This window comes from Mesorhizobium sp. M0800 (genome assembly GCF_040320095.1).
In the GTDB taxonomy this organism is placed as follows: Bacteria; Pseudomonadota; Alphaproteobacteria; order Rhizobiales; family Rhizobiaceae; genus Mesorhizobium.
Map to the genome: position 1 here is coordinate 137,686 of NZ_JAMYOZ010000005.1, position 14,050 is coordinate 151,735.

The 14,050-nt window shown below is 59.6% G+C and carries 12 protein-coding genes and 1 pseudogene; 5 read left to right on the plus strand and 8 right to left on the minus strand.

Translation table 11 applies throughout. The features are described from left to right. Window positions 1–114 precede the first annotated feature (114 nt). Window positions 115–1,002: a DUF1259 domain-containing protein gene (locus tag NKI18_RS09095; RefSeq protein WP_352622301.1), complete on the minus strand. Its 888-nt coding sequence runs from the start codon at window positions 1,000–1,002 to the stop codon at window positions 115–117. Window positions 1,003–1,137: 135 nt separating this feature from the next. Next, window positions 1,138–2,397, minus strand: a complete 1,260-nt coding sequence (locus NKI18_RS09100; protein ID WP_352622299.1) for a cytochrome b — start codon at window positions 2,395–2,397, stop codon at window positions 1,138–1,140. Between the two features lie 299 nt (window positions 2,398–2,696). Here NKI18_RS09100 and NKI18_RS09105 point away from each other — a divergent pair, with 299 nt between their 5' ends. Next, window positions 2,697–2,993: a hypothetical protein gene (locus NKI18_RS09105; RefSeq protein ID WP_352622297.1), complete on the plus strand. Its 297-nt coding sequence runs from the start codon at window positions 2,697–2,699 to the stop codon at window positions 2,991–2,993. A gap of 46 nt (window positions 2,994–3,039) precedes the next feature. On the opposite strand, the gene NKI18_RS09110 is transcribed toward NKI18_RS09105, so the two are convergent. The 5 genes from NKI18_RS09110 to NKI18_RS09130 form a co-directional block, all read right to left on the minus strand. After that, window positions 3,040–4,410: a sensor histidine kinase gene (locus NKI18_RS09110; protein WP_352622295.1), complete on the minus strand. Its 1,371-nt coding sequence runs from the start codon at window positions 4,408–4,410 to the stop codon at window positions 3,040–3,042. Window positions 4,411–4,457: 47 nt separating this feature from the next. After that, complete coding sequence (locus NKI18_RS09115; protein WP_352622311.1) at window positions 4,458–5,135, minus strand: response regulator; 678 nt, start codon at window positions 5,133–5,135, stop codon at window positions 4,458–4,460. 124 nt (window positions 5,136–5,259) lie between these two features. Beyond that, a complete protein-coding gene (locus NKI18_RS09120) occupies window positions 5,260–5,727 on the minus strand; it encodes a chromate resistance protein ChrB domain-containing protein (RefSeq protein ID WP_352622293.1) in 468 nt (155 codons plus the stop codon). Window positions 5,728–6,749: 1,022 nt separating this feature from the next. Next, window positions 6,750–7,568 (minus strand): DUF1259 domain-containing protein, encoded by an 819-nt coding sequence (locus tag NKI18_RS09125; RefSeq protein WP_352622290.1) that lies wholly within the window; start codon window positions 7,566–7,568, stop codon window positions 6,750–6,752. 16 nt (window positions 7,569–7,584) lie between these two features. Then, the gene (locus tag NKI18_RS09130) at window positions 7,585–8,877 is read right to left on the minus strand and encodes an APC family permease (RefSeq protein WP_352622287.1); all 1,293 of its coding nucleotides are present in this window, start codon (window positions 8,875–8,877) and stop codon (window positions 7,585–7,587) included. Window positions 8,878–8,991: 114 nt separating this feature from the next. Here NKI18_RS09130 and NKI18_RS09135 point away from each other — a divergent pair, with 114 nt between their 5' ends. From NKI18_RS09135 to NKI18_RS09150, 4 genes and pseudogenes are all read left to right on the plus strand, one after another. After that, a complete protein-coding gene (locus NKI18_RS09135) occupies window positions 8,992–9,972 on the plus strand; it encodes a chromate resistance protein ChrB domain-containing protein (RefSeq protein ID WP_352622285.1) in 981 nt (326 codons plus the stop codon). A 15-nt stretch (window positions 9,973–9,987) separates the two neighbouring features. Continuing rightward, a complete protein-coding gene (gene chrA / locus NKI18_RS09140) occupies window positions 9,988–11,403 on the plus strand; it encodes a chromate efflux transporter (RefSeq protein WP_352622283.1) in 1,416 nt (471 codons plus the stop codon). Between the two features lie 101 nt (window positions 11,404–11,504). After that, window positions 11,505–12,720: pseudogene (locus tag NKI18_RS09145) on the plus strand (MFS transporter). Window positions 12,721–12,866: 146 nt separating this feature from the next. After that, window positions 12,867–13,388, plus strand: a complete 522-nt coding sequence (locus NKI18_RS09150; protein ID WP_353019442.1) for a hypothetical protein — start codon at window positions 12,867–12,869, stop codon at window positions 13,386–13,388. On the opposite strand, the gene NKI18_RS09155 is transcribed toward NKI18_RS09150, so the two are convergent. Then, window positions 13,389–13,970, minus strand: a complete 582-nt coding sequence (locus NKI18_RS09155) for a TetR/AcrR family transcriptional regulator (protein WP_353019445.1) — start codon at window positions 13,968–13,970, stop codon at window positions 13,389–13,391. Window positions 13,971–14,050: the final 80 nt, after the last annotated feature.

Genomic DNA, 14,050 nt, shown 5'->3' on the forward strand with positions numbered 1-14,050 from the left:
CCTGAAGGGCATATCCTCCCTCTTGCCGTGTAGCAATTTGCCTCTCGTCAGACATCCGGATCCGCATGAACGTTCGCACAGTTCCAACAGAGAGTCCCGTGCACGCAGCCCAACTTAGCTCTGCTTGACGGCGACGTTATCAAGGGCCGCGCGCAGGCCTTTTGCCAGCTTCTGCGCGTCATCATTCGCCCAGAAATGCATGAAGAAGAGCCGCGGCTGCTCGTCGATCATGTGGCTGTGCAAGGCCGTAATCTCGATGCCATTGCTTTGCAATGCCTTGATGACCGGATTGACCTCCTTCGCCGTCAGCACAAAATCACCGGTGATCGCCGCCTTGCCGCCGCCGGTCGATTGGAAGTTGATCGCGATGGCGGAGCCCAGAGCAGCCGGCACGTCCATCCCATCTTCCTTGACCGGATCAGCGCGCGGAATGGTGAACTGGTAGACCGCACCATTGGCCTTACCTTTATAACCGATGGTTTGGTCGACACTAGCGGCGTCGAACGCGATCTCCGGAGCGACCTGTGGGAGTGCGCCGTCTCCCATCGGCGTTTTGCTCAGTACCAATCCGGCGTGAAGCGCGGTGGCGAGCGTGACCGGGTCGCCCTGGCCGAAGACGTGCATATAGAGCGTCATCGGCTCTGCGCGCAGCAGGTGATTGTGCAACGCAGTGATCTCGATGCCGCCTTCTTCGAGCTTCTTCATGACCGGGTTCACTTCGTCCTGCGTTAGCACGAGGTCACCCATGACCATGGCCTGGTTGCCCATAGGTTCGAATGCGACCCAGCCTCCGAGCGCGAAGCCCGGCTTCAGCGCTATGCCGTCGAGTGACACCTTCAGGTCGGCTCGTGGCAAGCCAACTCTATAGACGCCGTCGGACAGGGTGGTCCCGCCTTTGCCCAGCGCCTTTCCGACTTGGCTCCAATCGGGATTGGCGGCGAACGAGGGAGTGACGATAGTTGCGGCAGCAATGAGAACTGCCAAGCGGATCGATAGTGACATAGCGATGTTCCTTTTCCTTCGATGCGAGTTGATCAATTGGCCCCATGGTATCCGTTACTGGGTTTGGTTCGCCGTCGCAGCGACAGTCAGGTGCGATAGGCGAGAACTGCACAGTCATGGCTTGCACACCAGCACCTAAAAGGCGGCAGGTTCGGCTCTGTTCCCAGGCAGGACTGCCGAGACGATACTGGTCGGGAATGGCAGCGGCCGCTCGAAAATGCCGAGGAGCGGCATCACGACAAGGAAATGGAAGTAGTAGTAGAACGTGCCAACGCGGCCGACGAGAACAAAAATGCCCTCTGGCTTGTTGGCGCCGACCCAACCCAAAGTGATGACGTCGATAGCCAGGAGCCAGAAGACCCACTTGTATATTGGCCGGAAGCGGGCACTGCGGACCTTCGATGTATCCAACCAGGGTAGGATGAAGAGGACACCCACGGCCGAGAACATGGCGATGACGCCGGCAAGCTTGTTCGGGATTGAGCGCAAGATTGCGTAGAATGGCAGGAAATACCATTGCGGCACGACCTCTGCGGGCGTCTGCAGTGGATTGGCTGGGATATAGGCGTCCGCGGAATTCAGGTAGTTCGGCAGATAGAAGACGAAGAAGGCGAACACCAGCAGGAACGCCGCCAAGCCGAGCAGGTCTTTGACCGTGTAGTAGGGGTGGAAGGGGATGCTATCGCCCGGCCCGTTGCGGTCAATGCCAAGCGGATTGTTGGAACCGTGCCGGTGCAACGCGACGAGATGCAGCATCACGACGCCGACGATGACGAACGGAAGGAGGTAGTGCAGCGCATAGAAGCGCTGCAGCGTCGGATTGTCGACGGAGAACCCGCCCCAAAGCCACGTGACGATACTCTCTCCAACTACCGGAATTGCGGAGAACAGGTTGGTGATCACCGTCGCGCCCCAAAATCCCATCTGGCTCCAGGGCAGGACATAGCCAAAGAAGGCAGTCGCCATCATCAGCAGCAGGATGACGACCCCCAGCATCCACAGCAGCTCGCGCGGCGCCTTGTAGGAGCCGTAATAAAGGCCGCGAAAGATATGGATGTAGGTCGCGATAAAGAAGAACGATGCGCCGTTCAGGTGGATGTAGCGGATCATCCATCCGTAATTCACATCGCGCATGATGTGCTCGACGGAGCCGAAAGCGAGGCTTGAGTCAGCAGTGTAGTGCATTGCGAGCGCTATGCCGGTGAGGATCATGACGACCAGCATGAACCCGGCCAGCGAACCGAAATTCCACCAGTAGTTCAGATTCCTCGGCGTCGGGTAGTCCCTGAGGTCATGGTCGATGAAGGTGAAGATCGGCAAGCGATGGTCTATCCATCGTGCGATCCGGTTGCCTCTCCTACTGCCTCCGGCATAATCATTCGACGAGTCAGCCATCCGGTGCCCTTTGCGATGAAAATCGTTGCGCTGGCGCTGGAATCCCAGCCCGCCAGACAGCAGATTCTGGGCGCTCTCTTTTAAGGCAGTTTTATGTGTCGTGCACCGAAGGTGCAGAACGCGCCGCCCGGCCTTGTGATACATACGATCCCGTGACCTTCTGTTCCCTCTTGGCAAATTGCCGTAAGGAGCTTCCTCGAAGGCGGTCAGGAGATACTTCGGGAAGTGCACATTAATTCTGCCTTAAAATTCGGATGTTCGATTAGGCCGTTGAAGTTTGCACAATATGGAGAAAATCGATGAACCGATTATTTGCCTGGCGCCTTGGCGCGGCCTTACTTATCGGGGCGCCCGGAGTGGTAATTGCAACGGCTGTGCGAAGCGAAGGCCCCGCATTCATCGCTGATGGCCAACCTATGACCGAAGACCAGGTACGACAAAAATTGCAATCGGACGGTTACACGAATGTGCAGATCGTCCGCCAAGGCAAGTATCTCGATGTGATCGGGTCCAAAAACGGGAAGGCTACTGAGATAATCGTTGATTCGCAGACCGGAAAGGTTCGTGGTGCCGATGGCGATGACGATGACGATTGACGGCGGCAAAACGAGCCACGTATCGCCTTGGGAAACTTGTGCCTTCCTAAAGATGTAACAGATCCGTCTGCCCGTTCGCACCCGATGAGTTATCGGGATCAGCCGACACGAAACAGAGTGTAAAGGTGGCGCCGCCGTTGGGATTGTCGTCGACGATGGCGCCGCCGCCGTGTGCATTCATGATCTCTGCCACGATCGCAAGTCCAAGACCGGCTCCTTGGGAACCGGCGCCGCTGCCGCGCCAGAAGCGCCGGAAAACCCGCTCTCGATCCTCGGCGAGAATGCCGGGCCCCTGATCCGCAATACTGACGCTTCCATCAGGATAAGTGCTGACTGTCACCTCGGTTTTGGGAGCCGTGTAGTGAACGGCATTTTCGACAAGGTTCCTGATCGCATCGCCTATGGCATGTGCGTTGCCTTTTACTTGCACAGGCTCGACGTAGCCATTGAAGGCGATCGTCCGATCATTGGCCAGGACCCAGGGTGCCATGTTTTCGACAACGCGCGCTGCAACGTCGTTTAGGTTCACCGTAGCGGAAGTGTCCAGTTCGATGGCGTCCAATCTGGCAACGCTGAGAAGCTGCTCGACGAGCCGATTCATACGCGCCACGTCAGCCTTGAATTTGGTCAGTTCCCCGACGTCCTCCATGGTGTCGAGAGCGGCGGTAATGATGGCAAGTGGGGTTCGCAGTTCATGGGCGGCATTGGCGGTGAACTGACGTTGAACCGCAAACCCTTGGTCGAGCCGATCCAGCGCGCGGTTGACCGCCGTGACAAGAGGTGCGATTTCGGTTGGAAGATGTTCGTCCGATAACCGGACTCCGGTCGCATTCGGGCCGATGGCTGCTGCCATTTCCGAAACTTCGCGGACAGGCTTCAGGACGCTGCGGATCGCAAGGATTCCGATTGCCAGCGTTATCACCACCAGAAGCGGGATGACCCAAGCGATATCGAGGACGAAATCTCGCAAGACGGAGCGGATCAGCGCATCGGCATCGGCAGCCCGTGCCACCGAAATCGAAAGCGGACCAGAGACGCTATCCAGCCTTATGCTCAAGCCATAGTAATCGTCGGATCCGCTGCCAAAATGTTCCAGGCGGAAGTAATCTGGGTCGTCCGTCGCGGCTGGCCATCCTTCCACCAGCGCTCCGAAGCTTGGCGGCGAGGCCGCGATAATCCGATTCTCAGGCCCGCGTATCGCGTAGATGTCGGCACCGGATGCCGCTTGATAGGCAGACCGTAGCTTCGACGGCAAATTGAGCCGGGGGGACCCTCCGGCATCTATCGAGATTGACTGCGCAAGGTCCGCCGCGCGGAGAGTCAGTTCCCGATCGTTGAGCGTGCCGGCGGTATCATACGCTCGGTAGACCAATACACCGACGATAATCACGGTCGCTGTTACATAAAGAACCGCCAACCGCGCCACCAAGCGTAGCTGGAGAGAGTGGCAGTATCGACCTCGAATCATGTCCTGGTTTCGGTGAGAAGGTAACCGACCCCTCTCACTGTATGGATCTCCGCCGTAGCTCCCGCCTCCATCAATTTGCGACGGAGGTGGTGGACGTGAACTGGAATGGCATTGGACTCAAGTTCATCGTCCATGCCGTAAAGCTTGTCCTCTAGTACCGATCTTGGAACGACGCGGTCCAGCCGGCGCATCAGGTGCTCCAAGATCGAGCATTCGCGCCGAGGGAGCGGCAAGGGGATGTCATCGACACTTATGTCTCGACCGATTGTGTCGAGCGCAATGTTTCCTGCATTGAGCGTAGCCCCAAGGGCACCTCCGGGGCGCCGTAGCATCGCTTTGGTGCGAGCTATCAGTTCGGACATTGCGAATGGCTTGATGACATAGTCGTCGGCGCCTGTATCAAGACCGAGCACGCGATCCTCAACCGCATCGCGCGCCGTCAGTACAAGCATTGGGATCTGATTGCCGCTCGATCTCAATCTCCTGACCACCTGAAGGCCGTCACCATCGGGGAGTCCTAGATCGAGAATTGCCGCATCATATGGAATGACGGAAAGAGCCTCTTCAGCGTCCCCACAGCAAGCAACGGCATCCACGACGAACCCGGCGCGTGCAAGGGCAACGCGAAGAAGTTCTGTGAGACGAACCTCGTCTTCGACGATCAGCAGACGCATGTCAAATCCGCCATTCTGTGCCGCTTCCTCGCTGACAATCGCCTGGGAAGCGAGGCTTGTGCCGGAGGCCAATGCAGGTTTGAGGGCGGTGCCATAGACGATTTCAGGTAGACTCAAGCAACTATCATGCTGCTGGCTTCGAGGCTGGCGGCCAGCTGTGCGTCTCCGCCTTGCGGCGCGAGGCCCAAGCGTAGAGCGCATCGTAAATGACGAAGCCGTGCTTCAGCACTTCCTGGTCGTCGGGCGTCACGTCCCTGAGCCCCATGGAGATCGCCAGCAGCCCCGCCGATTGCGGCGTGAGATCGTGCCGATCCGTGTCGGCGCCGCGCACGATCGCGGCGATGGTCACGATGGCCGGGTCGCGCTCAAGGCCATATTTCGAGACGAAGGTGTCGAAACTGCAGCCGTCGCCGACATGCGTGAACTCGACGCCGGGTACGTCGTAGGGCGTCGCGCCCGTCTCCTGGGCAACCGGGATCACCCGATCCGGCGGCACGAACAGGAATTCTGGCTCCTTGTCGATAAAGCGCGCAATCAGCCAGGGGCAGGCGATGCGGTCGATGACCGGACGTTCGCGGGTAACCCATTTCATGATCTTATCTCCGTAGGTTTGGCGTCAGCGGGACAGTCAGCGGCCTGCTACGAGACCGCCAACGCTACTCCTGAATAAGCGATGATACAAGTGTTTCATTTAATTGGGCGTGTGATACGGTTCACTTGTTGAATGAGGGGGAATCGTCGGAACAGCGTGGCTGTTCCTGATCCGTCATCAGCTGCCGAGCAAGCCGGCCTACTTCCGGGTGAAGATCGGGCGGCGGCTGCAAGGCACCGGCGCGCTCGGTTCCAGCACGGTCCTGATTCTTCTGACCCGTGTCGGCTCGGCGGTCGTGCTGGTGCGCTCGGGCTTCGCTATCCTCCGTCGGGCTCTCGTCTGTGCCGGCCCGCGCCGGTGCTAGAGCACGCGAGCCAAGTCCTTGTCCTACTGGCAAGTCTGTGGTTGCTTTGGTGGGCCTCCCGGCCATATTCCCATGGCCACGATCGGTCCGGCCCGATGCTCGCTGTGGTCGCCGGCCTATTGCCTTGGCGCTAACAACGTTCATCATGAACTATGCGCTCGCTAGCCTTTTGATACCGGGGCTTATTCCGTCGGTACCTTTGCCGCCGGCATGATCGTCACGGTCGCCGCGTTCCCACTTTTGGCCATCGTGCTCCGCACACGCTCCTGCCATTGGTGGCGCAAACCAAAATCTTGCGGGGCCTAGACGGAACATGTTCTGGACATCGGCGCCGCGCTGGCGGTTATCCTGCTCTGCGTTTGGCCGTTGATCCGGACATAGGTTTTCGATCTTGGCCGACCCGCGACATCCGTGTTTGGGGTCCGCCATGACATCGACTGGATCATGCCACCGGCAGTTCCGAAGAGATGTGCCTATCGGCCCCGCCAGCATCGACGAGTATGGCAACTTCGACGGAACCGCCACCCAGGCCGACCTTCCCACCACTGTCGCGCCGCCAACCCGAGCGCTGCGCCGAAGTTCTTCACTCGATACATTATCGCTGCCATCAATCGCGAGCGCGCGGCGGTCGCGTGACTCCTGTGGCGACTGCGATAGGCTATTGCTGCGTGTTGAGTGCCCGCCTCAAGCTCTGTGCCAACGCCTGAGCATTGCCGATGCCCCAGTAGTGCAAGAAGATGATCCGCGGGTCTTCAAAGAACATGTGATTGTGCACCGCGATTACTCCAATCGCTCCAGCTTGCAGTTCACGGATGACCGAAGAGACTTCATTTTCGAGCATTGCAAAGTCGCCGCAGACTGCGGCGCGCTCGTCCGTGCCCTGAAAGGCTGCCCATGTGTTGTAGCCCATTGCGGCATCAATATTGAGCTCGCCACAGCGTGTGCAGACGACGGGCACGGATGGCCGCCCCAGGACAAACTTGAGCACGCCGTCCTTGCTCTCGCCCTTGTGCTCTACTATCGCCTCAAGCGGCGGCGCGTCCAAGCGACTATTCACTTTCTTGATGGCGGGTTCGACAGGATGCTTCTGGCGCACGATCTTTATCGCTTCAAAAATCCTATGCGCTCCTGTCGCCAACGCAGTTTCATCAGCCGTACCCTCGACATGCATAAACATCACGCGCGGCTGCTCGCGGACGAAATGATTGTGTAGGGCTGTTACGTACAGGTTCGCCTGGATCGCTGCGGCCATCGCGTCCTCGATTTCATCTTCGAGCATGACGATGTCGCCCATCAACGTGGCATGATGTGCCCCCTGTTTAAAACTGACCCAGGAGGTGAGGCCCATAAACGGAATGATCTCAAAGCCGTCCAGGGTCACTCTCACTTCACTGCGCGGGACCGATAACTTGAGCACGTCACCCGTGGTCTGTCCCTTCAGTCCGGTAAGGGATTCAATAGCTTGGGTATTGAGCATGTTAGACCTCCTCGTTTCATCGAGCACTAACCGAACCGGATTTCGGTTGGCGCCGCACAATGAATCGAGTGCCGAACGCCAACGCGAGCGTCACCATTCCAATTATAAGGTGAAGGGGTGGTATGAAAAAGAGCAGTACGAAGCAGCCAGCCAGGCCGAACCAAGCGAAGAAGGGCGAGAATAGGCGCTGCTCCTTACTTAAGTGCAGAGCCGCGTAGTGGGTAATGGCAAACCAAACCAGCAGGTAAAAGCTGGCGAGCGGCAAAACCTGACGCAGGTCGAACACCAGCACCACTGCAAAGACGAGCATCCCGACGGCAAGTACTGCGTGGCGCGGCACCTTAAAGCGCGGATGGACCTCGCCGAGCCACTTCGGCAATTCGTGCGCCTCGCCCATCGCGAGCGCCACACGCGAGACGCTGAGCAGATCGCTCACGAGCTCGTTAATCGATGCTGTCCATGCGGCCCCTAGGATCAGCCAACCGCCCCACGACCCGATAGCCTGCATAGCTGCTTTGAAGAGAGGTACGTCATCTTTGGCCATTTCCTCTGCGCCAAGCACCCCCAGAGTAGTAGCGGCCACGGCGTAATAGACGACGGCGGCGATCGCAATGCCGCCTAGAATGGAGAAGGGAATGGCCTTTCGGGGATCCCGAATTTCGCCCGCCATAATGGCGGTGCGCATGAAGCCATCCCAAGCCCAGAAGAAGATCGCGGCGCCAGCCATAAATGCGAATGGCCCCTTATCCAGTGTCGGGACCAAACGAGCGACTTCTACATGCGGAGCCGCGAAGAAGACGAATACGCCCAGCAGCGCAACGATGACCAGCATCAGGCCAATAATGACTTTGCTCGTGAAGGAGATACCGAAGGAATTCAGTACCATAACAACGAGTACAACCGCGCCAGCCGTCAAATGTACGGGCAGGCCAGGAACAAGTTGTGCTGAGTAATGAGCGAAGGCGAGCGATACCACGCTCGTGCCCACAATCCCCTGTCCAACATAGCAGCAGCCAGCAAGGAAGGCGACCGTGTTGAGATGGAACGCCCGGGCCCAGATGAACGCACCGCCTTGTCTGGGGAAATTGACGCCGAGTTGCGCACCGCTGATGCCTGTGGCCAAGCATACCAGCCCGCCTGGGATCATTGCCAGCAGAAGGGCGGGACCGGCCCGCTCGGCGGTCGCACCAAGGGCACCGAAAATACCCGTTCCGATAATCATGCCGGCAGTCATGAGCGTAGCGGCGGTGCGTCCAAGGGTCCGAGTCGCGGATGATCCTGACTGGGTAGCCCCACCCGAGGCTGTCATTTCGGCACCTCCTGTCGGGCGTCAGCGGGACAGTCTGCGAGACCGCCAACGCTACGCCTGAATAAAATATGATACAAGTGTTGCATTTGTTTTTCTCAGTGATACGGTCTGCTGATGAGCGAAGGGGAACTTGGGACCGAGCAGCGCTGGCTGCTCTTGATCCATCAACTGCCGACCAAACCAGCCTATTTCCGGGTAAAGATCTGGCGGCGGCTGCAAGGTGTCGGCGCAGTTGCGGTCAAAAGCACAGTCTATGCGCTGCCCGCCGATGCAGAGACGCAGGAGGATTTCGAATGGCTCCTGAAGGAAATTATCGACGGTGGCGGTGAGGCGATGGTTTGTGAAGCGCGTCTGATCGACGGCCTGACGGACGCACAGGTTCGGGCGCTGTTCGATGCCGCGCGGGACACCGACTATGCGGACATCGCCAAGGCAGCGCGCGATCTAACGGCGGCTATCGACTCCGACAAGACCGAGGATCGGCGCGCGGACGCCCGCGCGCAACTCGGTCGAATGCGCAAGCGGCTTGCCGACCTTGTGACAATCGACTTCTTCGGCGCCAGCGGTCGCCTCACTGTCGAGGGACTGATCGCCGAGCTCGAGGCACAGCTTATAGAGGACAAGGCCATGACCAAGGAACCGATGAAGGCGGACGAGCCGAGCGAGCTCAAGGGCCGGACCTGGGTCACGCGCCGGGACGTGCATGTCGACCGCATTGCCTGCAGCTGGCTGATCCGTCGCTTCATCGACGCCGACGCAACGATCCGCTTCGTGGCGGGCAAGGGATACGTGCCAAAGGAGGGCGAATTGCGCTTCGACATGTTCGAGGGCGAAATCACCCATGAAGGCGACCGCTGCAGCTTCGAGGTGTTGCTTGCCCGTACTGCCATATCAGATCCGGCACTGCAGGCCGTCGCCGAGGTCGTACACGATATCGATCTCAAGGACGGCAAGTTCGGTCGCGAGGAAACCACCGGCATCGCCAGCCTGATCGCCGGCATCACTATGGCAAACGCGGGTGACGAGCAACGGATCGCCGAGGGCGCTTCGGTGTTCGACAACCTCTACCGATATTTCCGCTCGAAGCGCGGGTGATCCGAGGAACTAACCATGGCCAATGCAGAGAGCACCGTGACAGCACCGAACCGACCAGACGACACGCCCGGTCATGGCATTTCGTTTGCTGAGGCCACACGGGTCTGGGCGCACGTCGCCGCGCTCAGCTTCGGCGGTCCGGCCGGTCAGATCGCCATGATGCACCGGATCATCGTCGAGGAAAGACGCTGGATCGGCGAGACCAGGTTCCTGCATGCGCTGAACTATTGCACGCTGCTGCCCGGACCGGAGGCGCAGCAGCTGGCCATCTACATTGGCTGGCTCATGCACAAGACCAGAGGCGGCCTCGTCGCCGGAATCCTGTTCGTACTGCCAGGCGCGGTCGCCATCATGGCGCTCAGCTGGATTTACGCAATCTTCGGCAACGTCGGCGCAGTCCAGGCCCTGTTTTTCGGTTTGAAGGCGGCAGTCCTCGCCATAGTGCTCGAAGCGGTTTTGCGCATCGGCAGGCGGGCGCTCAAGAACAATATCATGGTCGGGCTCGCGGCAGCGGCCTTCATCGCTCTGTTCTTCTTCCACGCGCCATTCCCGCTGGTCATCCTGGCTGCGGGTGTGATCGGTTACGTCGGGGGACGGGCAGGGTCGGCTGCATTCCAGTCGGGTAACGGACATGGCAAGGTCGGCGGCAAGCAGGTTGCCGACGCCGATACGGCGCTTGGCGAAGGGGTGCCTGCGCATGCCCGGCCGTCAGTCAGTTGGTCGCTGAAGATCGCGGCAGTTTTTCTGGCGTTGTGGTTGGTACCCGTCCTTGGACTTCTGATGCTGCTTGGGCAAGGCAACGTCTTCACCGACATCGCCATCTTCTTCTCCAAGATGGCGATGGTCACCTTCGGCGGCGCCTACGCAGTGCTCGCCTATGTTGCACAGCAGGGCGTCGAGCACTACGGCTGGCTGAAGCCAGGAGAAATGCTGGACGGCCTCGGCATGGCCGAGACCACGCCTGGCCCGCTGATCATGGTCACCCAGTTCGTCGGCTTCATGGGAGCGTACCGGGCACCGGGAGTGCTTAGCCCCCTTGTCGCTGGAACGCTCGGCGGCCTGCTGACGACGTGGGTCACCTTCGTTCCCTGCTTCCTATGGATATTCCTCGGCGCGCCCTTCATGGAAACGATGCGCAGCAACAAGGCCTTGTCAGCAGCGTTGTCTGCCATCACGGCGGCGGTGGTCGGGGTAATCTTGAATCTGGCAGTGTGGTTTGCGCTTCATGTGCTGTTCCACGAACTGCGTGAGGTCAACTGGCTGGGCATGACGCTGGACGTGCCAGTATTCAGCTCCGTCAACCTGCCGTCGCTGGTGCTGACAGTCGGTGCGCTGCTGGCCGTGTTTCGTTTCAAGATCGGCATGATCCCCGTGCTCGCGACATGCTCTGTCCTGGGCGTGCTTTATGGCGTTGCCACGGGATCGATTTGAGCAGTGCCATAGGCGCAACCACTCTTCGGCAGGAGGCATCCCTGACAGCTCAGACGCCGACGAATGTTTCGCGCGAACCAGCGGTCAAACAGAGGTTTTCGCTGCTGCCTGCCGGTGCCAGGCCGGCAGCTGTCCTTCTGTTGACGTCCAGGGGATTGAGGGCATTCGGCGACGGACTCGTCAGTCTTCTGCTTCCCGCCTATTTGGCAGCACTTGGCTTCAGCGCTTTTGAGATCGGAAGCGTCGCCACCGCAACGCTCGCGGGTTCGGCGGCGCTCACCTTGACCGTCGGGTTTGTCGCACACCATTTCTCCCGCCGCTCCCTGCTGATCGCAGCTGCCGTCCTGATGGTCGTCACCGGGATCGCCTTCGCGTTGGTTCAAGATTTCTGGCCGCTGCTCCTTGTCGCATTCGTCGGCACGCTGAACCCATCCTCTGGCGACGTCAGTGTGTTTCTGCCGCTGGAGCATGCGCAACTCGCCCATAGCGTCACGGATCGCGACCGCACTGCACTCTTTGCCCGCTACAGCCTTGTCGGTTCACTCATTGGGGCCGCCGGTGCTCTGGCGGCCGGAGCGCCCGATATCCTCCGACAGGTTGTTGGCCTGGAGATCAAGCAAGCCCTCCAGATTGCCTTTCTGCTCTATGCCTTCCTGGGAGTGGGAGCGTTGCTCCTGTATCGGCGGCTGCCGGACGAGTCTGTCGGGGCGAGCGCAGCGCCAGCAGAGCCATTGCGCAAGTCTCGAACCATCGTCCTCACCCTTGCTGCGCTTTTCAGCCTTGACGCTTTTGCCGGCGGCTTCGTAGTCCAGTCGTTGTTGGCTCTGTGGCTGTACCAACGCTTTGGCCTGTCCCTTGCTACAACGGGCGCGATTTTCTTCTGCACGGGCGTACTTTCAGCCCTGTCATATTTGGTGGCTGTTCAAGTTTCAAAGCGGATCGGACTGGTGAACACCATGGTGTTCACTCACCTGCCGTCGAGCCTTTGTTTGCTGCTCATTCCCTTTATGACGAGCCTCGGTCCAGTCATTGTGCTTCTGTTGATCAGAAGCGCGTTGTCGCAGATGGACGTGCCGACCCGCACCTCCTACGTCATGGCCGTGGTATCGCCTGGTGAGCGGGCCGCAGCCGCGAGTGTCACCGCCGTCCCGCGCAGCCTCGCGGCAGCCGCCAGCCCGATGCTTGCCGCTGCTCGCAATGTCCGGTTTCGGTTGGCCGCTGCTGATCGCCGGCGCCTTGAAGATTGTCTACGACATGCTTCTGCTTGCGATGTTCCGTAAGGTTCGTCCGCCGGAGGAACGACGGGAAGGTCTGTAGCAGCCCCGCGGCATGCCAGAGCCAACATGAGCGGCGCGCCCCACGTCATTCTGCAGGTCGATGCCCTGGCGATCGCTTGACCAGCGTGCCAATGGCTCCATCTTAATCGTACCGGTACTCGCTCCTCAGCGCGAGGTGTAACTGATATGTCGAAAGCCCCTTTCGCTTTTGCGCTCGCAGGCGTCTGCCTGACGCCGGTGTATGCCGACAATGTCGATCTGGGGCTAGAAGCTTTTCACGAAACCTGTCTTGCCCATGGCCCCGACTTCGAGCGAACCGCCGCTGTGGCGAAGGCGCGTGGGTGGACACCGCTATCCGGTGACGCAGCGCTTGCTCCAGTCGATGACGTGGATGCCTTTCAGGGGTGGGCGGTGACTGGCAACGATCTACCTGCCGGAACCATGATCGCGGTGACCAAAGCCACCTTGAACGGCAAGGCCGTGCAGACCTGTTCCATCAGACTGTTCGACGTCGACCGCGCGACATTCGAGCAACGCTTCTTCGCCCGGACGGACGCCGAAAAAATCAGCGAGGACCGGAATGGAGATCAGGTCTCCAAACTTTATATATTGATTGCGGGCAATCGAAAACAGCTTGTCCATTTGACATCGCCGGTCGACACGGGGAGATCGAACACGATTATTGCAAGCTCGATAGCCGACGACTAATCAGGCGCCGATGCCTCTTCCCGCCATCCCCTGGAACAGATCATCTGCCTGTGTCGGTGAAAGGTTCATGTCGGTGCCGACCCACCAGGCGAGGACCGCGAGAAATGCGCCGGCGATGAACTGAATGGCGAATTCGGCAGGCATGCCGCGATCGCCGATCCGTTTCTCGACGAGTTCTTCCCGGACGGCTCGCCGGATACGCTCGCGCAATTCGTCGTGGATCGTATCGCCGCTGCTTGCAAGCAATGCGTGGTGAAGCGGTCGGAACGCATGGGCGTGCTCGAACATGGGCAGGCTGAACTCGAACAGGCGGCTACCTGTTGCTTGACTTGCCGCCTCGCGCCTGCGGACGATCGACCGCAGATGCGCCTCGATGGTCGCGCTGCGCAGAGCATCCTTGTCGGCATAGTGGGTATAGAAGGTCGACCTGCCGACATTGGCCCTCTGGCAAATGTCGTCGACGGTGATGGCAGCATATCCCCGCTCCGGGATCAGGGCGATGAGCGCGTCCTGCAGCAGGCCGCGCGTCCGCGCGACGCGTCGATCGATCGTGTTCCGCTCGCCCGCACGTTCGATTTTCATGGCCATGGCCCTCTGCGGTGCCCAGTTTCGGACATTCGGCGGTCCGATGTCCGACAACAGCATTTCCAGACATTGTGTCC

Coding starts and splice junctions, on each gene's coding strand:
- NKI18_RS09135 (WP_352622285.1), top strand. CDS start 8,992: ATGAGCGAAGGGGAACTTGGGACCGAGCAGCGCTGGCTGCTCTTGATC.
- NKI18_RS09150 (WP_353019442.1), top strand. CDS start 12,867: ATGTCGAAAGCCCCTTTCGCTTTTGCGCTCGCAGGCGTCTGCCTGACG.
- NKI18_RS09100 (WP_352622299.1), bottom strand. CDS start 2,397: ATGGCTGACTCGTCGAATGATTATGCCGGAGGCAGTAGGAGAGGCAAC.
- NKI18_RS09125 (WP_352622290.1), bottom strand. CDS start 7,568: ATGCTCAATACCCAAGCTATTGAATCCCTTACCGGACTGAAGGGACAG.
- NKI18_RS09105 (WP_352622297.1), top strand. CDS start 2,697: ATGAACCGATTATTTGCCTGGCGCCTTGGCGCGGCCTTACTTATCGGG.
- chrA (WP_352622283.1), top strand. CDS start 9,988: ATGGCCAATGCAGAGAGCACCGTGACAGCACCGAACCGACCAGACGAC.
- NKI18_RS09120 (WP_352622293.1), bottom strand. CDS start 5,727: ATGAAATGGGTTACCCGCGAACGTCCGGTCATCGACCGCATCGCCTGC.
- NKI18_RS09115 (WP_352622311.1), bottom strand. CDS start 5,135: ATGCGTCTGCTGATCGTCGAAGACGAGGTTCGTCTCACAGAACTTCTT.
- NKI18_RS09155 (WP_353019445.1), bottom strand. CDS start 13,970: ATGAAAATCGAACGTGCGGGCGAGCGGAACACGATCGATCGACGCGTC.
- NKI18_RS09130 (WP_352622287.1), bottom strand. CDS start 8,877: ATGACAGCCTCGGGTGGGGCTACCCAGTCAGGATCATCCGCGACTCGG.
- NKI18_RS09095 (WP_352622301.1), bottom strand. CDS start 1,002: ATGTCACTATCGATCCGCTTGGCAGTTCTCATTGCTGCCGCAACTATC.